The 18,755-nt window shown below is 64.6% G+C and carries 19 protein-coding genes; 10 read left to right on the forward strand and 9 right to left on the reverse strand.

All coding sequences use genetic code 11. The features are described from left to right. Nucleotides 1-48 precede the first annotated feature (48 nt). Both AC19YR_RS06120 and AC19YR_RS06125 read right to left on the reverse strand, forming a co-directional pair. Nucleotides 49-1,410, reverse strand: coding sequence for a sensor histidine kinase (locus AC19YR_RS06120; RefSeq protein ID WP_095106890.1), 1,362 nt, complete (start codon nucleotides 1,408-1,410; stop codon nucleotides 49-51). Continuing rightward, on the reverse strand, nucleotides 1,397-2,119 hold the full coding sequence (locus tag AC19YR_RS06125; RefSeq protein WP_500597576.1) for a response regulator transcription factor: 723 nt from the start codon (nucleotides 2,117-2,119) through the stop codon (nucleotides 1,397-1,399). The genes AC19YR_RS06120 and AC19YR_RS06125 overlap by 14 nt, the downstream gene beginning before the upstream one ends. Before the next feature lie 202 nt (nucleotides 2,120-2,321). Here AC19YR_RS06125 and AC19YR_RS06130 point away from each other — a divergent pair, with 202 nt between their 5' ends. The 4 genes from AC19YR_RS06130 to AC19YR_RS06145 all read left to right on the forward strand — a co-directional run bounded on the left by AC19YR_RS06130 (nucleotide 2,322) and on the right by AC19YR_RS06145 (nucleotide 7,130). Further along, nucleotides 2,322-5,075 (forward strand): response regulator, encoded by a 2,754-nt coding sequence (locus AC19YR_RS06130; RefSeq protein WP_095106886.1) that lies wholly within the window; start codon nucleotides 2,322-2,324, stop codon nucleotides 5,073-5,075. A 137-nt stretch (nucleotides 5,076-5,212) separates the two neighbouring features. Next, complete coding sequence (locus AC19YR_RS06135) at nucleotides 5,213-6,202, forward strand: 2-hydroxyacid dehydrogenase (protein ID WP_500597578.1); 990 nt, start codon at nucleotides 5,213-5,215, stop codon at nucleotides 6,200-6,202. Between the two features lie 89 nt (nucleotides 6,203-6,291). Beyond that, nucleotides 6,292-6,729 carry a hypothetical protein gene (locus AC19YR_RS06140; protein WP_095106882.1) on the forward strand — a complete coding sequence of 146 codons (438 nt, stop codon included), beginning with the start codon at nucleotides 6,292-6,294 and terminating at the stop codon, nucleotides 6,727-6,729. Then, a complete protein-coding gene (locus tag AC19YR_RS06145) occupies nucleotides 6,726-7,130 on the forward strand; it encodes an META domain-containing protein (RefSeq protein WP_095106880.1) in 405 nt (134 codons plus the stop codon). Before AC19YR_RS06140 ends, AC19YR_RS06145 begins: the two co-directional genes overlap by 4 nt. 69 nt (nucleotides 7,131-7,199) lie before the next feature. Here the strand turns inward: AC19YR_RS06145 and AC19YR_RS06150 are convergent, their stop codons facing one another. Further along, nucleotides 7,200-7,670 carry a TlpA family protein disulfide reductase gene (locus AC19YR_RS06150; protein WP_095106878.1) on the reverse strand — a complete coding sequence of 157 codons (471 nt, stop codon included), beginning with the start codon at nucleotides 7,668-7,670 and terminating at the stop codon, nucleotides 7,200-7,202. A 107-nt stretch (nucleotides 7,671-7,777) separates the two neighbouring features. On the opposite strand from AC19YR_RS06150, the gene arsC reads away from it, so the two are divergent. The 3 genes from arsC to AC19YR_RS06165 are packed head-to-tail and all read left to right on the forward strand — an operon-like array spanning nucleotide 7,778 to nucleotide 9,133. Continuing rightward, entirely contained in the window at nucleotides 7,778-8,131 is a 354-nt protein-coding gene (gene arsC / locus AC19YR_RS06155; protein WP_095106874.1) for an arsenate reductase (glutaredoxin), read from the forward strand. Further along, a complete protein-coding gene (gene wrbA, locus AC19YR_RS06160) occupies nucleotides 8,128-8,733 on the forward strand; it encodes an NAD(P)H:quinone oxidoreductase (RefSeq protein WP_095106872.1) in 606 nt (201 codons plus the stop codon). The genes arsC and wrbA overlap by 4 nt, the downstream gene beginning before the upstream one ends. Further along, complete coding sequence (locus AC19YR_RS06165; RefSeq protein WP_095106870.1) at nucleotides 8,726-9,133, forward strand: DUF2069 domain-containing protein; 408 nt, start codon at nucleotides 8,726-8,728, stop codon at nucleotides 9,131-9,133. Before wrbA ends, AC19YR_RS06165 begins: the two co-directional genes overlap by 8 nt. Nucleotides 9,134-9,245: 112 nt before the next feature. Here AC19YR_RS06165 and AC19YR_RS06170 read toward each other — a convergent pair whose 3' ends face one another. Together AC19YR_RS06170 and ttcA are read right to left on the reverse strand one after the other, a co-directional pair. Continuing rightward, nucleotides 9,246-9,917, reverse strand: a complete 672-nt coding sequence (locus AC19YR_RS06170) for a DNA-3-methyladenine glycosylase I (RefSeq protein ID WP_500597582.1) — start codon at nucleotides 9,915-9,917, stop codon at nucleotides 9,246-9,248. 68 nt (nucleotides 9,918-9,985) lie between these two features. Continuing rightward, nucleotides 9,986-10,810, reverse strand: a complete 825-nt coding sequence (gene ttcA / locus AC19YR_RS06175; protein WP_500597584.1) for a tRNA 2-thiocytidine(32) synthetase TtcA — start codon at nucleotides 10,808-10,810, stop codon at nucleotides 9,986-9,988. Nucleotides 10,811-11,081: 271 nt separating this feature from the next. Between ttcA and AC19YR_RS06180 the strand changes: the two genes are divergently transcribed. Next, complete coding sequence (locus AC19YR_RS06180) at nucleotides 11,082-11,684, forward strand: Yip1 family protein (RefSeq protein WP_095106864.1); 603 nt, start codon at nucleotides 11,082-11,084, stop codon at nucleotides 11,682-11,684. A gap of 147 nt (nucleotides 11,685-11,831) precedes the next feature. Next, the gene (locus AC19YR_RS06185) at nucleotides 11,832-12,326 is read left to right on the forward strand and encodes a SprT family zinc-dependent metalloprotease (protein ID WP_500597585.1); all 495 of its coding nucleotides are present in this window, start codon (nucleotides 11,832-11,834) and stop codon (nucleotides 12,324-12,326) included. 130 nt (nucleotides 12,327-12,456) lie between these two features. Here AC19YR_RS06185 and AC19YR_RS06190 read toward each other — a convergent pair whose 3' ends face one another. Both AC19YR_RS06190 and AC19YR_RS06195 read right to left on the reverse strand, forming a co-directional pair. Next, nucleotides 12,457-13,638: a CaiB/BaiF CoA transferase family protein gene (locus tag AC19YR_RS06190; protein WP_500597587.1), complete on the reverse strand. Its 1,182-nt coding sequence runs from the start codon at nucleotides 13,636-13,638 to the stop codon at nucleotides 12,457-12,459. Between the two features lie 147 nt (nucleotides 13,639-13,785). Continuing rightward, nucleotides 13,786-15,120: a dicarboxylate/amino acid:cation symporter gene (locus tag AC19YR_RS06195; RefSeq protein WP_095106858.1), complete on the reverse strand. Its 1,335-nt coding sequence runs from the start codon at nucleotides 15,118-15,120 to the stop codon at nucleotides 13,786-13,788. 337 nt (nucleotides 15,121-15,457) lie between these two features. Here AC19YR_RS06195 and AC19YR_RS06200 point away from each other — a divergent pair, with 337 nt between their 5' ends. Continuing rightward, entirely contained in the window at nucleotides 15,458-16,453 is a 996-nt protein-coding gene (locus AC19YR_RS06200) for an AraC family transcriptional regulator (protein WP_500597589.1), read from the forward strand. Between the two features lie 280 nt (nucleotides 16,454-16,733). Here AC19YR_RS06200 and AC19YR_RS06205 read toward each other — a convergent pair whose 3' ends face one another. Together AC19YR_RS06205 and AC19YR_RS06210 are read right to left on the reverse strand one after the other, a co-directional pair. Beyond that, complete coding sequence (locus AC19YR_RS06205) at nucleotides 16,734-18,080, reverse strand: ATP-binding protein (protein ID WP_095106854.1); 1,347 nt, start codon at nucleotides 18,078-18,080, stop codon at nucleotides 16,734-16,736. Beyond that, nucleotides 18,077-18,754 (reverse strand): response regulator, encoded by a 678-nt coding sequence (locus tag AC19YR_RS06210; protein ID WP_095106852.1) that lies wholly within the window; start codon nucleotides 18,752-18,754, stop codon nucleotides 18,077-18,079. The genes AC19YR_RS06205 and AC19YR_RS06210 overlap by 4 nt, the downstream gene beginning before the upstream one ends. Nucleotide 18,755: the final 1 nt, after the last annotated feature.

The following is an 18,755-nucleotide window of genomic DNA, read 5'->3' on the forward strand; positions in this document are numbered from 1 at the left end:
CGCAAAGTGTGGTGCTTATGGCATCTGGGAATAAGCGTTGCAGAGGTTTCACCCCACCCGTGCGCGCAATTTCATGTGCACCCGCAGGCCACGCTCGGCGTTTTCCGCCCACAAGCTGCCGCCCTGGCGCTGCACAGCGTTGCGGGCGATGCTCAGGCCCAGGCCGAAACCGCCGTCGCCGGGGCGTGAGCCGTCGAGGCGGATGAAGGGGTCGAACATCCGCTCCAGGTCCTCTTGGGCCACGCCGCCGCCTTCGTCCTGCAACCACAAGTGCCAGTAGTCGCCCTCGCGCTGTGCCGCCAGGCTAACAATGCCGTTGGCCGGAGAATGGCGAATGGCATTGCGCAAGATGTTTTCCAGAGCCTGGGCCAGGGTGTTGAGGTGCCCGCGCACCCAGCAGGAGGCGTCCACCGAGCACTGCAATTGCGCCGGGGGCCAGGCCCGTTCATAGCTGGCGTTTTCGCAGAGCATCTCCCACAACGCCTGGACTTGGATGTCTTCCTCCGGCAACGGTGCGCGCTCGGTGTCGAGCCAGGCCAGTTGCAGGGTGTCATCCACCAGGCGCTGCATGCCGTCGACTTCCCGGCCGATGCGCTCGCGCAGGCGCATCAGGTCTTCTTCGCTTTCGCTGGCCACCCGCAGGCGGCTCAGGGGCGTGCGCAATTCGTGGGACAGGTCACGCAGCAATTGCTGCTGCACTGCCACCGTGCTTTGCAGGCGTTCGGACATCTGCTCGAACGCCCGCCCCAACTCGCCCAGCTCATCGGCGCGGTTGAGGGCCCGCGCCGGCAAACGCGCGCTGAGTTGGTCGGCGCGCCAGGCGTTGGCCTGCTCGCGCAAGGTGTTAAGGGGCAGGATGAGCATGCGGTACAGGCCCACGCACAGCAGCAAGGTGAACAGGCCGGGGATCACGCCGCTGGTAACCACCCGCCAGGCCACGCGGTATTGGCCGGGCAAAAAGCGCTGCGGCAGTTCCATCACCAGGCTGCCCTGGCTGGGGTCGTTGGGGAACGGGATTTTCAGCCAAGGCGCACGGCGGGCGCGGCTGCTCATGGGCCAGTCCAGGCCGCGCAAAAAGGTCATGTGCTGGCTTTGCTGGTGGGTCGGCGGGTAATTGCTCAGGGTTTGCAGGTCGTTGCCGACAACCCCGACCCAGGTGTTTTCCCGCTCGGCCATTTCCAGTTGCCAGGCGTCCAATGCCTCGGCGCCGCCCTTGAGCCAGGCGTGCTCAGCCTCGGCCGCATAGCCACTGAGGGTGACGCGGGCCTCGTCGGAGAGGAACAGGTTGCGCTGCTCCACGTAGCGGCCCCACGACAGGCTCAGCCAGATCATCAGCAAGCAGAAGGCCACCAGCAAAAACGCCAGTTTCCAGAACAGCGAATGCCGGTCCGGCAGGTCAGCCCTTTTCATCGACGGCACTCAAGACGTAGCCCTTGCCCCACACCGTGCGCACTTCGCGCTCGCTGTAGCTGATGGCCTTGAGCTTGCGGCGGATCTGGCTGACGTGCATGTCCAGGCTGCGGTCGTGGGGCGCATAGCCGCGTTGCAGGACGTGCTGATAAAGGAAGGCCTTGCTCAGCACTTCGTCGGCGTTGCGGTGCAGGGTTTCGAGCAGGCGATACTCGCTGCGGGTCAGCCCGGCCCACTGTTCGCCGTAGTGCACGTCGCACAGTTCATCGTCGAAACGCAGGCTCTGCACTTCGCTGTACAGTGGCGCGGGCGGCTGGCGCCGATCCAGGGCGACGCGGCGCAGGATGGCTTCGATGCGCACCCGCAGCTCGGCCATGCTGAACGGCTTGGGCAGGTAATCGTCGGCCCCCAGGCGAAAACCGCTGATACGGTCGGCTTCGGCCCCCAGGGCCGACATCAGGATCACCGGCAGCGTATGGCTTTGGCGCAGGTGGGTGAGCACCGTCAAACCGTTCATGCCCGGCAGCAGGATGTCCATCAGCACCAGGTCGAACGGTGTTTTGCGCGCGATCTCCAGGCCCTCGCTGCCGTTCTGGCACCAGGTCACCTGAAAGCCACAGCGGCCCAGGTGCTCGTGGACATAGGCACCCAGCACGGGGTCGTCTTCAATGGTCAGGATGCGCGGCGGGGCAATAGATATGGGATTCATTGGCCTGTGCAAGTAATTCTCAGTTGGCGATTATTCAAGATTGCCCTCCAAGGAGCAACCTGCATACCCGGACCAAGGCATAACACTTGCACAGGCCACCCGTTAACGGCGTTAATTGGCGGCAATTGCCTGCTAGATCGCCAAGGATGTGTACCAGCATGGCCGCCTACCACTTTTCATACCGCCCCACCGGGAGAGTCGAGTGCTGAAGAAACTGGGGATCAAGGGGCGCATCCTGTTGCTCACGCTGCTGCCCACCAGCCTGATGGCCCTGGTGCTGGGGGGCTACTTCACCTGGATGCAGCTCTCGGACCTGCACACCCAGCTGTTGCAGCGTGGCGAGATGATCGCCGAGCAACTGGCGCCCCTGGTGGCGCCAGCCCTGGGCAGCGACAACAGCGAACTGCTGGAACGCGTCGCCACCCAGGCCCTGGAGCAAAAGGATGTGCGCGCGGTGTCGTTCCTGGCGCCCGACCGCAGCCCACTGGTCCACGCCGGCCCGAGCATGCTCAACCCCGCGCCCAGCGGCAGTAATGGCCACCTGCTGCAAGTCACCGGCAACGATGCCACCCGCTACCTGATGCCAGTGTTCGGCCATCACCGCAACCTGGCCGGCGACCTGATCCCGGACGAATCCGACCGCCTCCTGGGCTGGGTCGAGGTGGAGCTGTCCCACAACAACACGCTGCTGCGCGGCTACCGCAGCCTGTTCGCCAGCCTGCTGCTGATTAGCGCCGGCCTGCTGGGCACCGCGTTGCTGGCGCTGCGCATCAGCCGCACCATCAACCAGCCGCTGAGCCGCATCAAGCACGCCGTGGCCCAACTCAAGGACGGCAACCTGCATACGCGCCTGCCGGCCCTGGGCAGCCAGGAGCTGGATGAGCTGGCCTCGGGCATCAACCGCATGGCCAGCACCCTGCAAAATGCCCAGGAAGAACTGCAGCACAGCATCGACCAGGCCACCGAAGACGTGCGCCAGAACCTGGAAACCATCGAGATCCAGAACATCGAGCTGGACCTGGCGCGCAAGGAAGCCCTGGAAGCAAGCCGTATCAAATCCGAATTCCTGGCCAACATGAGCCACGAAATCCGCACGCCCCTCAACGGCATCCTGGGGTTCACTCACCTGTTGCAAAAAAGCGAGTTGACCCCGCGCCAACTCGACTACCTGGGCACCATCGAGAAATCCGCCGACAGCCTGCTGGGGATCATCAACGAGATCCTCGACTTCTCCAAGATCGAGGCCGGCAAACTGGTGCTCGACAGCATCCCCTTCAACCTGCGCGACCTGCTGCAAGACACCCTGACCATCCTCGCCCCGGCCGCCCATGCCAAGGAACTGGAACTGGTCAGCCTGGTGTACCGCGACACGCCGCTGTCGCTGGTGGGCGACCCGCTGCGGCTCAAGCAGATCCTCACCAACCTGGTGAGCAACGCGATCAAGTTCACCCGCACCGGCACCATCGTCGCCCGGGCCATGCTCGAAGAAGAACACGACGACAGCGTGCAACTGCGCATCAGCATCCAGGACACCGGCATCGGCCTGTCCAACCAGGACGTGCGCGCCCTGTTCCAGGCCTTCAGCCAGGCCGACAACTCGCTGTCCCGCCAGCCCGGCGGCACAGGCCTGGGGCTGGTGATTTCCAAGCGTCTGATCGAACAGATGGGCGGCGAGATTGGCGTCGAGAGCATGCCCGGCGAAGGTTCGGAATTCTGGATCAGCCTGCGCCTGCCCAAGGCCCGCGACGACAGCGAAGACCTGCCTTGCGCGCCCTTGCTGGGGCGCCGCGTGGCGGTACTGGAAAACCACGAACTGGCGCGCCAGGCCTTGCAGCACCAACTCGAAGACTGCGGCCTGGACGTGACCCCGTTCAACACCCTCGAAGCCCTGACCAACGGCGTCACCGGCGCCCATCAGACCAACCAGGCCATCGCCTTGGCCGTGCTGGGCATCACCACCAAGGACATGCCACCGGAGCGCCTCAACCAGCACATCTGGGATCTGGAACACCTGGGCTGCAAAGTGCTGGTGCTGTGCCCCACCACCGAACAAACCCTCTTCCACCTCTCGGTGCCCAACCCCCACAGCCAGTTGCAATCCAAGCCGGCGTGCACCCGCAAACTGCGCCGGGCCCTGGCCGACCTGGTCAACCCGCAGCGCCTGCGCAGCGAGCCGGGGGAGCCGATGTCCAGCCGTGCGCCGAAAGTGCTGTGTGTCGATGACAACCCGGCCAACCTGCTGCTGGTGCAGACCCTGCTCGAAGACATGGGCGCCAAGGTGCTGGCCGTGGACAGCGGCTACGCAGCGGTCAAGGCCGTACAGAACGAAAGCTTCGACTTGGTGCTGATGGACGTGCAGATGCCCGGCATGGACGGGCGCCAGAGCACCGAAGTGATCCGCCAGTGGGAAAACCAGCGCCACAGCACGCCGCTGCCCATCGTCGCCCTCACCGCCCACGCCATGGCCAACGAAAAACGCGCCCTGCTGCAAAGCGGCATGGACGACTACCTGACCAAACCCATCAGCGAGCGGCAACTGGCCCAAGTGGTGCTCAAGTGGACCGGCCTGGCCCTGCGCAGCCAGGGCCAGGAACGCCAGCACGAACACCACGGCCACGCCACCGACCTGCAAATCCTCGACCACGAAGAAGGCCTGCGCCTGGCTGCCGGCAAGGGCGATTTGGCGGCCGATATGCTGGCCATGTTGCTAGCCTCGCTTGAGGCCGACCGCGAAGCCATCCGCATCGCCCGCGAAACCCATGACCAGAACGCGCTGATCGAGCGCGTCCATCGCCTGCACGGCGCCACCCGCTACTGCGGCGTCCCGCAATTGCGCGCGGCCTGCCAGCGCAGCGAAACCCTGCTCAAACAGGAAGACCCCAAGGCCTTTGCCGCCCTGGATGAACTGGATGGCGCCATCTGCCGCCTCGCCAACCAGGCGCGGTTGAGTGCCTGATGGCCCCCCTTGGCCCCCAGTGGGAGCGAGCCCGCTCGCGATGGCGCTGTACCGGGCAACCGAGCCGCTAAATGAACAACCGCTACGGCGAGCAGGCTCGCTCTCACTTGGCCTTCACACGGATAAGGATTCCCCCCATGCGCACCCTCCTCTTCAGCAGCCAAACCTACGACCGCGACAGCTTCCTCGCCGCCGCCCTGCCGCCCGGCGTGGAGCTGCACTTCCAGAGCGCACGCCTGAGCCTGGACACCGTGGCCCTGGCCGCACACCACGAAGTGGTGTGCGCCTTCATCAATGACGACCTCAGCGCCCCGGTGCTCGAACACCTGGCCGCCGGCGGTACGCGCCTGATCGCCCTGCGTTCGGCCGGCTACAACCACGTCGACCTGGCCGTGGCCAAACGCCTGGGGCTGAGCATCGTGCGCGTGCCGGCCTACTCGCCCCACGCCGTGGCCGAACACGCGGTGGCCTTGATCCTGGCCCTCAACCGGCGCCTGCACCGCGCCTACAACCGCACCCGCGAAGGCGATTTCAGCCTCCATGGCCTGACCGGGTTCGACCTGGTGGGCAAGACCGTGGGCGTGGTCGGCACCGGGCAGATCGGCGCCACCTTCGCCAAGATCATGGCCGGGTTCGGCTGCCAACTGCTGGCCTATGACCCCTTCCCCAACCCCCAGGTGCTGGCCCTCGGCGCGCGCTACCTGAGCCTGCCCGAACTGCTGGCCCAGGCGCAGATCATCAGCCTGCACTGCCCGCTCACAGCCCAGAGCAAACACCTGATAAACCGCGACTCCCTGGCCCATATGCAGCCCGGGGCGATGCTCATCAACACCGGCCGCGGCGGCCTGGTGGACACCCCCGCGCTGATCGACGCCCTCAAGGACGGCCAATTGGGCTACCTGGGGCTGGACGTCTATGAAGAAGAAGCCCAGTTGTTCTTCGAGGACCGCTCCGACCTGCCGTTGCAGGACGACGTGCTGGCGCGGCTGCTGACCTTCCCCAACGTGATCGTCACCGCCCACCAGGCCTTCCTCACCCGTGAAGCCCTGGCCGCCATCGCCCAAACTACCCTGGACAACATCGCCGCGTGGGCTGGCGGCACCCCGCAAAACCTGGTCGAAGGCTGAAAGGGCGCGGCCCGCCGGATCGAAGGTCGCACGGGCCAGTCGCCAGATGAGGTCAGCGTGCTAGCATACCGGGCCTATCTGGAGGACCCATGGCCGAACACGATTTCCGCTACACACTGATGAACCCGCAGCACACCCTGACCGAAGTCCGCGCCCTGATGCCCGGCCGCTACCAGGTCACCGGCCAGGGCGGCGCCATCCGGCAGAACGACGTGCTGCTGGTAACCCTCAAGGGCAGCAAAAGCCTGCACATGCGCCTGACCGTCGACAACGTGCGCCACCTGCTCAAGCCCATGGGCCAATGGGTGGCCATGACCCAGGGCCCGGCATTCGGCGAACTGGCGATCCACACCTGGCAGGTCAACTGCGACGGTTGTGCCGCCACCCTGGACTTTGAATTCGCGGTGGACGCCAAGCTCGGCGCCAAGGCGCAAAAACCTGCCGCCACGGCGCGCATCGCCGAACTGGGCTGGAGCAGCGAAGGGGAAAAGCACCTGTGCCAAAAATGCCAGCAGGCTCGCCCATGAAACGTGCGGCCTGGATCGCCGTGTTCGGCGCCAGCCTGCTAGGCTGCGCCGCCGAACCGGTGAAGCTGCAACAGGACCGCAGTTACTTGCTGGAGTGGATCGGCGAAAGGCCGCTGATCGACCGCAGCCACCTGACCATCACCCTCGGCGCCGACGGCCGCGCCTATGGCACCGCCGGTTGCAACCACTGGTTCGCGCCGTACAGCCTGGACGGTGAAAAACTCAGCTTCGGCAAAGTCGGCAGCACCCGCAAACTGTGCGCCCCAGCCTTGATGGAGCAGGAACAACGCTTCCTCAAATCCCTGGAAACCGTACAGCGCTGGGACATCTCGCCCATCGACCAACTGCGCTTCTGGCCCGCCCAAGGCAAACCGCTGCGTTGGTGGTTGGAGGAAAGCTGACAGCAGCGGCAAGCTACAAGGTTGAAGCGCCTTAACTTGCAGCTTGCCGCTAACCGCTCGCAACTGCGCTTAGCTGCCACTTGCGCGTAGCGCTTTGATCTTCGCCAACACGCCTGCGGCGGTTTGTTCGCCCAGCAGTTGTTCGCGCACCTTGCCCTGGTCGTCGATGATGTAGGTCACCGGCAGGGCCTGGCTGCGGGGTACGCCGAAGAATGGCGCGGGGTCTTGGGCCAGTACGGTGAACTTGATACCCAGTTTGTCGCTAGCACTTTTGAGTTCGGCGCCCTGCACGTTGTCGAAGTTGACGCCGAACACTTCCACCGATTGGCCCTTGAGCTGTTCGGCCAGGGCGTTGAGTTCGGGGATTTCGGTGCGGCACGGGGCGCACCATTCGGCCCAGTAGTTAAGCACCAGCCACTGCTTGTCCAAGCGCTCGGCCGCGACCTTGTTGCCCGCCTGATCCACGCCGTAGTCATTACCGCAGCCGCCCAGCAGCAGGGTGCACAACAGCGCCGATGCCGCCGCCAGTCGCCTTGTCATGTGTCGATCCTTAAGCCCGAAAGTGAATATGCCGCACCGCCAAAGGTTCAGGACGCTGCGTCGCGCAGGTAGAATAGCCGCCACCTTACGCAAGATGCGACCCGCACATGACCGATCTGACGCTTTATCACAACCCGCGCTGCTCGAAATCGCGCGGTGCGCTCGAACTGCTCCAGGCCCGGGGCCTTGCGCCCACCGTGGTCAAGTACCTCGAAGAACCGCTCAACGCCGCGCAATTGCAGGGCCTGCTGGGCAAGCTTGGGATCAGCGCCCGGCAACTGCTGCGCACCGGCGAAGACGAGTACAAGAGCCTGAACCTGGCCGACGCCAGCCTGAGCGAGGCGCAACTGATCGCCGCCATCGCCCAACACCCCAAGCTGATGGAGCGGCCGATCCTGGAAACCGCCGACAAAGCCGTGATCGGCCGCCCGCCTGAAGCCATCCTGGAGCTGTTGCCGTGACCGCGCCCTACGTTCTGGTTCTGTATTACAGCCGCAACGGCTCAACCCACGAAATGGCCCGGCAGATCGCCCGGGGCATCGAGCAAGGTGGCCTGGAGGCGCGCCTGCGCACCGTGCCGGCCATCTCCAGCGAATGCGAAGCGGTGGCCCCGGCCATCCCCGCCGAAGGCGCGCTGTACGCCAGCCTCGACGATCTGAAAAACTGCGCGGCCCTGGCCCTGGGCAGCCCGACCCGGTTCGGCAACATGGCCGCGCCGCTCAAATACTTCCTCGACGGCACCAGCAACCTGTGGCTCACCGGCGCCCTGGTGGGTAAACCGGCAGGCGTGTTCACCTCCACCGCCAGCCTGCACGGCGGCCAGGAAACCACCCTGCTGTCGATGATGCTGCCGCTGCTGCACCACGGCATGCTCATCACCGGCCTGCCCTACAGCGAATCGGCGCTGCTGGAAACCCGCGCCGGCGGCACGCCTTACGGCGCCAGCCACCATGCCGGTGCCGACGGCAAGAGCGCCCTGGACGAGCATGAAACAGCCCTGTGCCGCGCCCTCGGCCTGCGCCTGGCGAAAACCGCTGTGCTGCTGGAGAGCGCCCGTGGCTAAGAAGCCGAAAGTCCTGCCCACCATCGAGTGGCTGCAACCGCGTGTGCGCCTGGCGCGCATCTTGAGCCTGGTGTGCTTTTTCGCCCTGGTGGGGGTGCTGGCGCTGTTCTACCTGTGCCTGCTGGACCTGCACGGCGCCCGGCCCTGGGTGATCCTGCTGATCGAACTGGTGCCCTTGCTCATCATGGCCCCCGGCGTGATAAGCGGCAGCCCGCGCGGGCATTCGTGGCTGTGCTTTGTGCTGAACCTGTACTTCATCAAAGGCGCGATCGCCGCCTTCGACCCCAACCGCCAACTGTTCGGCGTACTAGAAATGGCCGCCAGCCTGGCGCTGTTCTGCTCGGCGCTGCTGTATGTGCGCTGGCGCTTCCAGCTCAACCGCCGCTTGGCCGGCGAATAACCCGCCCTGTAGCAAGCGGCCTAGCCCCGGGCGTGGCGACGCTCGGCTGATCCCCGAATCAGGGCTGCTGCGCACCCCAGCGCAGGCGAGCCTGCTTGCTACTGTGGGAACATCAGTGGTTGACGGTGTAGGCCAGCATCATGGAGAGCTGGCACATCGGCCGGCCGCTTTGGGCGTGCCATTGGTTGAAGGCGTCCTGGACGATGGCCAGGTCGCGCAGGCTGGTGGGCACCTTGTCGACGATCTTCTGTGCGTTGAGGGCGGCCACCACGTCGTTGCTGGGCACGAAGGTGTCCTTGCCGACCATGCGCAGGAACCGCGGCGCCGACAACCCGCCCAGTTGATGGCCATGCTTGGCCAGGTACTTCCACAACCCGACGATATCGGTCACCGGCCATTGCGCCAGGAAAGCGCCAAAGCTGCCGTATTCGTGGGCGATGTCCAGCACCAGTTGGGCGTTGCGCGGCACACTCTTGAGTTTGCCCAGGTGGCGGATGATCCGCGCGTCCTGCATCAGCCGCTCCAGGTGCTCGGCGCCCATCAGCACCACTTTTTCCGGGTCGAAACCGAAAAACACCTGCTCGAAGGCCGGCCACTTGGCGTCCACCAAGCTGTGTTTGAGGCCGGCGCGAAACACCCGCAGCGCCAGCGTGGACAGGTAGCGGTCATCGCCGACCTGGCGCAATTGCGCCTCGCTCAGGGGCACCGGCAAATGGGCCTCCAACTGCGCCACCGAACCGAAGCGGTTCAGACAGTATTCGTGCAGCCACTTGTAGTCGCGCATGCCCTCTCCCCAATAAAGAACGGCGCCCGTGAGCGCCGTGAGTCAGCAGTACAGAGCCGGGCCAGCGCTCAAAGGTTCACCACGTTGACGAAACGCGATGCGGCGCTCTCGTCGATTTTCAGGCCAGTGAAGTCAAACAGGTTACGGTCGGCCAATTGCGACGGAATCACGTTTTGCAGGCTGCGAAAGATACTCTCGGTACGCCCCGGGGTCTTGCGTTCCCAGTCCTGGAGCATGTCCTTGACCACCTGGCGTTGCAGGTTCTCCTGGGAGCCGCACAGGTTGCAGGGGATGATCGGAAATTGCTTGAGGTCGGAATAGGCCTGGATGTCTCGCTCATTGCAATAGGCCAGCGGGCGGATCACCACGTTGCGCCCGTCATCGGCGCGCAGCTTGGGCGGCATGGCCTTGAGCGAGCCGTTGAAGAACATGTTGAGAAAGAAGGTTTCGACGATGTCGTCGCGGTGGTGCCCCAGGGCCATCTTGGTCGCGCCGATTTCGTCGGCGAAGGTGTAGAGCGTGCCACGGCGCAGGCGCGAGCACAGCGAGCAGGTGGTTTTGCCCTCCGGGATCAGTTCCTTGACCACCGAATAGGTGTCTTTTTCGACGATGTGGTATTCCACGCCCAGGGTCTTGAGGTAGGCCGGCAGCACGTCTTCGGGGAAACCGGGCTGCTTTTGGTCCATGTTCACGGCGACGATTTCAAACTGGATGGGCGCGACCTTCTGCAGGTGCAGCAGCACATCGAGCATCGTGTAGCTGTCCTTGCCGCCCGACAGGCAGACCATCACCTTGTCGCCGTCCTCGATCATGTTGAAGTCGGCAATCGCCTCCCCGGCCAAGCGGCGCAGGCGTTTTTGCAGTTTGTTCTGGTTGACCGTAAGAGTGCCCATGGCGCTAGGATCCGCGAGGTGGATGACGAAAGGCCGGCATTTTACGCAAAAGGCCGGCACGGCGGAACACACACGCGGCCTGCCAGATGAACCGGCGATTAGCCACCCCTTTTACAGCACGATTTGCTCTAAAGGCCTACGGGCATTGGGCCAAGTCCTTCCTATACTGCGACATAAGGTCGCACACATATTCAGACCTTTACTTACCTGGCCGCTTGGCCCGTAAGCGCTCCGCTGGGGGGCGATGGCAATAACAAAGGAGTGACTGACCATGATTCACCACGTCGTAGGGCTCTTTACCCACCCCGACCAAGAATGGCGGGACATCCGGGGCGATGCCGAAGAAAGCATCAGCCATATGTACCTCACCCACACCTTGATCCTCGCGGCGATCCCCGCGATTTCAGCGTTTATCGGCACCACCCAGGTCGGCTGGGTCATTGGCAACCGCGCACCGGTCATGCTGACCCAGGAAAGCGCGCTGTGGATGACCATCATGTCGTACCTGGCCATGCTCGGCGGCGTGGCCGTAATGGGCGCGTTCGTGCACTGGATGGCGCGCACCTATGACGCCAGCCCCAGCCTCGCCCGCTGCATCGCGTTTGCCACCTACACCGCGACACCGCTGTTCATTGGCGGCCTCGCGGCCCTGTACCCGCACATGTGGCTGGGAATGATCGTCGGCACGGCGGCCATCTGCTACACGGTGTACCTGCTGTATGTGGGGTTGCCGACCTTCATGAACATCCCTTCGGACGAGGGCTTCCTGTTTTCCAGTTCGGTGCTGGCCGTGGGCCTGGTAGTGCTGGTGGCCATCATGGCGTTCACCGTCATTGTCTGGGGCCTGGGCGTCGGCCCCATCTACACCAACTGACGCCGCACCTATAACAACCCCATCGCTGCCAATACCGGCCGCCGCAAGGCGGCCTTCTTTTGCCCGGCAAATGACCGCCCGGCGCCCGGGCAATTCGGAAAGCCCCCGGTTTACGGCATACTCGCAACCTCTGGAGACCCGTACCGCATGCCCGAGCTACTCAACCGCCGCGTCGAAGACTGCTTCCAACAAGCCGAAACCTTTTTCAAACGCCCCTTCAAGCGCCCCGTGGTCAGCCTCAAGCTGCGCGGGCAGAAGGCCGGCGTCGCGCACCTGCACGAAAACCTGCTGCGCTTCAACCCGCAGCTGTACCGGGAAAACAGCGAAGACTTTCTCAAGCAGACCGTGGCCCACGAGGTTGCGCACCTGATCGCCCATCAGTTGTTCGGCGAGCGCATCGCCCCCCATGGCGAGGAATGGCAGCTCATCATGCGCGGCGTGTATGAACTGCCGCCCAACCGTTGCCACACCTATGCCATCAAGCGCCGCAGCGCAACCCGCTACATCTACCGCTGCCCATGCGCCGACAGCGACTTCCCCTTCTCCGCCCAGCGCCACAGCCTGGTGCGCCAGGGCCGGCGCTATTTGTGCCGGCAGTGCCGGCAGACGTTGGTGTTCAGCGGGGAAACGCGGGTGGAGTGAAGCCCGCCCCCACCCTTGAAGGGTGGTGTGGGGGGCATTTTTCCGCTGTGGGAGCGCGCCTGCTCGCGATGGCGGCACTGAGTGGCGGTGGCCAATGGTTAGGGGTAAGACAGTTGCTCCTATATAGGCCCTACCCCACCACGTTGGCGGCCCTTAGCTGGGCGATGCGCTGTTCGCTCAGGCCCAGTTCCGCCAGCACTTGATCGCTATGGGCGCCCACTGCCACGCCGATGTGGCGGGGTTCGGGCAGGGGTTGGGAGAATTTCAGCGGGCAAGCCATTTGGGTTTGGGTGGTGCCATCGGCCCGGGGCACTTCGCAGGTCATTTGCCGGGCGCTGAATTGTGGGTGGGCGAAGGCTTCGCCCAGGCTCAGCACCGGTTCGACACAGGCGTCCACCGCGGCGAACCTTTCACACAACGCGGCGAAGTCGTGTTTTTCGAACTCGATCTGCAATTCGGCTTTCAGCGCCTGCTGCTGTTGCGGCTCGGGCGACAGGCCTCGGGCGGCCAGTTCCGGGCGCCCGAGGGCCACGCACAGTTGCTGCATAAAGGCCGGTTCCAGGCTGCCCACCGACAGCCAGCGGCCATCGCGGCTGCGGTAGTAGTCGTAGAAACTGCCGCCGTTAAGCATCTGCTGCTCCGGGCCCGGCTCCACGCCGCAGGCCAGGTAACCGGCGCCGGCCATGGCATTCAGGCTCATGGCGCAGTCACTCATGCTCACGTCCAGGTACTGGCCCACGCCGCTGTGCTGGCGCGCCACCACCGCCGCCAGCAGGCCAATCACCGCGTGCAGGGAGCCGCCGCCCACATCCGCCAGTTGCACCCCCAACGGCAGCGGCCCGCTGTCGCGCCGCCCGGTGTGGCTAGCGACACCGGCCAGGGCCAGGTAGTTGATGTCGTGGCCGGCGCGATCGCGGTACGGGCCGGTCTGGCCGTAGCCGGTGATCGACACGTAGATCAGCCGTGGGTTGAGGGCCTTCAACGCTTCGTAGCCCAGGCCCAGGCGTTCCATCACGCCGGGGCGGAACTGCTCGATCAGGATGTCGTGCTCGGCCACCAGTTGCCGCACCAGCTCCAGCGCCTCGGGTTGCTTGAGGTCCAGGGCCAGGCTGCGCTTGTTGCGGTTGAGATAGGCGTGGCTGGCAGAGACGCCGCGATCGTGAGGCGGCAGCACCCGCACCAGGTCAACGCGGCTGGGGGACTCGATGCGCAGCACCTGCGCGCCCATGTCCGCCAGCAGCAGCGAGGCGAACGGCCCCGGTAGCAGGGTCGAAAAATCCAGAACCTTGAGGGTTGCCAATGGGCCGGGCATAAGCGTTCTCCTTGAGCGATGCCCCCAAGCCTAGGCAGGCCCGGGCGCGGCGGCAATCACCGTTAACGTCAAGGGCGCTGACCTTTGCGCTCAATGGGCGGCCATGAAAAAACCCGCCGAAGCGGGTTTTTCATACAACCGGTGGGCTTATTTCACGCCACTTGGGGTTGGGCCTTCGGCCACGCCCAGGTCGTCTTCTTCACGGGTGTCGGAGATACCGCGGCCGCCACTAGCCAGTTCGGTTTGCAGCTTGTCGGTGTCCAGCTCCTTGACCCACTTGGCCACCACCAGGGTTGCCACGGCATTGCCCACCAGGTTGGTCAGGGCGCGGGCTTCGGACATGAAGCGGTCGATACCCAGGATCAGCGCCAGGCCCGCCACCGGCAGGTGGCCGACCGCCGACAGGGTGGCGGCCAATACGATGAAGCCGCTACCCGTCACGCCCGCAGCGCCTTTGGAGGACAGCAACAGCACCGCCAGCAGGGTGATCTGGTGGGTGATGTCCATGTGGGTGTCGGTCGCCTGGGCGATGAACACGGCCGCCATGGTCAGGTAGATCGAGGTGCCGTCGAGGTTGAACGAGTAACCGGTCGGAATGACCAGGCCCACCACCGACTTCTTGGCGCCCAGGCGTTCCATCTTGATGAGCATGCGCGGCAGCGCGGACTCGGAGGACGACGTACCCAGCACGATCAGCAGTTCTTCACGGATGTAGCGGATCAGTTTCAGCACGCTGAAGCCGTGGGCGCGGCAAATGGCGCCCAGCACCACTACCACGAACAGCACGCAGGTGATGTAGAAGCAGATCATCAACTGGCCCAGTTGCACCAGCGAGCCCACGCCGTAGGCGCCGATGGTGAACGCCATGGCGCCCAGGGCACCGATGGGGGCGAGCTTCATAATCATGTTGATGATGTTGAACATCACGTGGGCGAAGCGATCGATGAAGTCCAGCACCGGTTTGCCGTAGGCACCCAGGCGATGCAGGGCGAAACCGAAGATTACCGAGAACATCAACACTTGCAGGATGTCGCCGGTGGCGAAGGCGCCGACGATGGTCGATGGGATCACGTTGAGGATAAAGCCGACGATGCTCTGGTCAGCGCCTGCGGTCACGTAGGCCGCGACTTTGGAGGCATCCAGGGTCGAGGCATCGATGTGCATGCCGGCGCCCGGTTGCACCACGTTGACCACCACCAGGCCGATCAGCAGGGCGATGGTGGAGACGATCTCGAAGTACAGCAGCGCGTAGCCGCCGGTCTTGCCGACCGATTTCATGTTCTGCATGCCGGCGATACCGCTGACCACCGTACAGAAGATGATCGGGGCAATGACCATCTTGATGAGCTTGATGAACCCGTCGCCCAGCGGCTTGAGGGCGACGCCGGTCTGCGGATAGAAGTGACCCAGCAAAATACCGATGGTGATGGCTACGATCACCTGTACATACAGGGATTTGTAAAACGGCTGACGAGTCGTCATGGGAAAGATCCTCAACAGCGCCGCCCGGCAGTCATCCAACTGACGGCCACGACACCTAAAGTGCGAACCCTCCTGCACTGGAGGGATTTGTTTTGTCGAGCTGCGCGAAAGCAGACCTCTCACCCTTATCGCAAGCACCGTGCCACTATCGGTAAAACCACTGTAAGCCTTTTCCCACAAGGGTTTCAGGCTCTGAACCTTGACAAAATGCGCAGGCGACAATGGCGGATTTCCGCCCGCCACCCGGTTCTCGCCCTACAATTTGGCGGATTTCCGCCTTGTTCCTCGCGCCATGAGCTGGCTACTATCCGCCCCTCAATGGACGGACCTGCCCCCCATGCGCGAACGCACTATCGCCAGCCATTTCGCCCGCGCCGCCCTGTCCGGCGCACGCCGCCAGGGCCTGGACTGCAACGACCTGCTCCAGGAACTGGGCATCCACCCACAGTGGCTCGACGAGCCACGCGCGCGCATTGCCCCCCAACAGTTCACCGACCTGATCCAACGCCTGTGGCAACGCCTGGACGACGAATACCTGGGGTTCGCCCAGGTGCCGAGCAAACGCGGCACCTTCGCCATGATGTGCCACGCGCTGATCCACTGCCGTAACCTGGAAAAAGCCCTGCAACGTGGCCTGCTGTTCTACAGCCTGTTCCCCGCCGCGCCGCGCCTGCGGCTTGAGCGCGAGGGCGAATGGGTGTGCCTGAGCCTGGATGACCGCGACCTGCGCGACCCGGACCACTTCTTGAGCGAGTCGCTGCTGCTGATCTGGCACCGCTTGAGCAGTTGGCTGATCGGCCAGCGCATTCGCCTGGAACACACCACCTTCAGCTACCCGGCACCCGCCCACGCCAGCGAGTATGAGTTGCTGTTCCCCTGCCCCCACCGGTTCGCCAGCGGCTCCACCCGCCTGGTGTTCCACGGCCGCTACCTGGCGATGCCGCTGTTGCAGGACGAGCGCACCCTCAAGCATTTTCTCGAACGCTCGCCCGCCGACCTGCTGTCGCGCCCCGACGACGGTGACAGCCTGAGCAGCCAGTTGCGGCGCCTGCTCAGCCAGGACAGCCGCCGCTGGCCAGACCTTGAAGCCGTGGCCGCGCACCTGCACATCAGCCCACAGACCCTGCGCCGGCACCTGCGCGAAGAGGGTTCGAGTTTCCAGGCGTTGAAGGATCAGTTGCGCCGCGATATCGCCATCCACCACCTGCGCCGCGCCGACCTGTCGTTGCAACAGATCGCCGAGCATTTGGGGTTTTCCGAGCCGTCGGCGTTTCACCGGGCGTTCAAGAAATGGACCGGCCTGACCCCAGGCGCGTATCGCGAGCAGATGTAGCCAGCGGGTTCGCCCGCGCCGGGGTACGCAGCGGTCCTATCCGGCCGTGCCAGAGGCTTCGCCGCCGAGCGCCGGATCGCCATCGCGGGCAGGCCCGCTCCCACAGTTGAACGGTGGTGTGGGAGGGATGTTCTTTTTGCCTCTTCGGGCCTGCTCGCGATGGCGGCACGCAGTGGCGGTGGCGAGTGGTCGGGGTAAGACCGTTGCGCCTACAGGGAGGAGAGTTGTAACCCAGTTCTGTGCAGGCTGGCCCGCAATGAGGCCCGAAAGCCCCAGCCAATCAACCAACCGCAAAATGAACCCGAAACGCCGCCCCGCCCAGGGGCGAATCGTCCAGGGTCAGGCGCGCGCCGTAGCTTTGGATGATGTCCTGCACCACCGCCAGGCCAATGCCTTGGCCGGGGTGCTGGCGGTCCAGGCGTTCGCCGCGCTGGATCACCCGCGCGCGTTGGTTGGGCGGCACGCCGGGGCCGTCGTCTTCGACCCACAGCTCGGTGCCCGCGTGGGTGTGGCGCACGCTCACCCGCACCTGCGCCACGCAGAGGCGATAGGCGTTTTCCAGCAGGTTGCCGAGCATTTCCAGCAGCGCGCCCTCCTCGATAGGCATGAAACAGCGCTGCGGCAAATCGAAGGTGACGCGCACCGGTTTGTCGCGGTAGACCTTGGCCAGGGTGTCGCACAGGCTTTGCAGCACCGGGCGCAGGCGCACCTGATGGCGCACCAGGCCGCTTTTGCGCAGGCTGGCCCGTTGCAGTTGGTAGCTGATCTGCTGGCTCATGCGTTCGATCTGGCCTTGCAGCACCCGGGCCTGTTCGCGGTTTTGCGGGTGGCGGGCCAGGTCTTCGCTGACGCCTTGCAGCACCGCCAACGGGGTTTTCAGGCTATGGGCCAGGTCGTCGAGGGAATCGCGGTAACGGCTGCGTTGCTCGCGCTCGCTGTCCAGCAAACGGTTGAGGGAGCCGGTCAGGCGCAGCAATTCGCGGGGGTGTTCTTCGCTGAGGCTGTCGCGGGTGCCGCCCTCGATTTCGTCCAGTTCCTGGCTGAGCCGGCGCAGAGCCTTGAGGCCCCAGGTCAGGCCGATCCATAGCAGCGCCAGGAGCACCAGCAAAGCCGCGCCGAAACCCAGGTAGAGGTTCTCACGCAGGCCTTGCAGGGTCAGTTGGTATTCGCGCACCGGTTGCAGGGCAACGATGCTGAACGCCGCGCTCTTGCCGCCGAGCAACTGCACCTCGACGTCATAGACGAAGAATTCCTGGCCGCTGCTTTCGCGGATGCGCTCGAACTCGTTACCGCGCCCGTCGTAGCGCGGGGTGTAGTTGATGTTTTCTTCCTGGGTGGCCCGCGAGCGCCACACCAGGTGCCCCTCGCGGTCGTAGATGTAGCCCAGCAAGCGGCTGTCGGCCAGGTTGAAGCGCTCGTCGGGCAGTTGCGCAGGCATTTGCAGGTGGTTGTTTTCCACCCGCGCGGCGGAGATGAGCGTGGTCACGTCCGAGGCCAGGCGTTGTTCGATGGAGTCCTGCAAGGCCAGGCTGAACGCGCCCTGCATCGCCGGCAGCAAGGCCAGCATGAACAACACGGCCAGGGTGGTGGCCGCCAGCATCAGGCGCAGGCGTAGCGAGCGGATCATCGGCAGCGCTCGGTGAACAGGTAGCCCAGGCCGCGCACGGTGTCGATGGGTTTAAAGCCGTTGGGCGCCTCCAGTTTGCGGCGCAGGCGCCCCACCAGCACTTCGATGACATTGGGGTCGCGATCGTCGTCGTCCGGGTAGAGCTGCTCCATCAGGCGATCCTTGGCCACCACTTGCTGATGGTGGCGCATCAGGTATTCGAGGATGCGGTACTCGTAAGCGGTCAGGCCCAGGGGTTGGTCATCGAGGGATGCCTGCTTACGGTTGAGGTCCAGCAGCAGCGGCCCGGCGGTGATGGTGGATTGGGTAAAGCCGCTGGAGCGGCGCAGCAACGCATTGAGACGCGCCTCCAGCTCCTCGAACTGGAACGGCTTGACCAGGTAGTCGTCGGCCCCGGCGGCCAAGCCTTCGACCTTGTCCTGCCAGTTACCGCGGGCGGTGAGGATCAGGATCGGGAAGCTCTTGCCGGCCGCCCGCAACTGGCGGATCAGGTCCAACCCACCCAGGCCCGGCAGGCCGAGGTCGATCACCGCCAGGTCGTGGTTGAACTGCTCGATCTGGTACAGCGCCTCCTCGGCATTGGCCACGGCCTCGACCACATGGCCGCTGTCGCTGAGCCGGGTGTACAAATGATGGCGCAGCAGCGCTTCGTCTTCGACGACCAGCAGTTTCATG

This window comes from Pseudomonas sp. MF08817 (assembly GCF_059862705.1).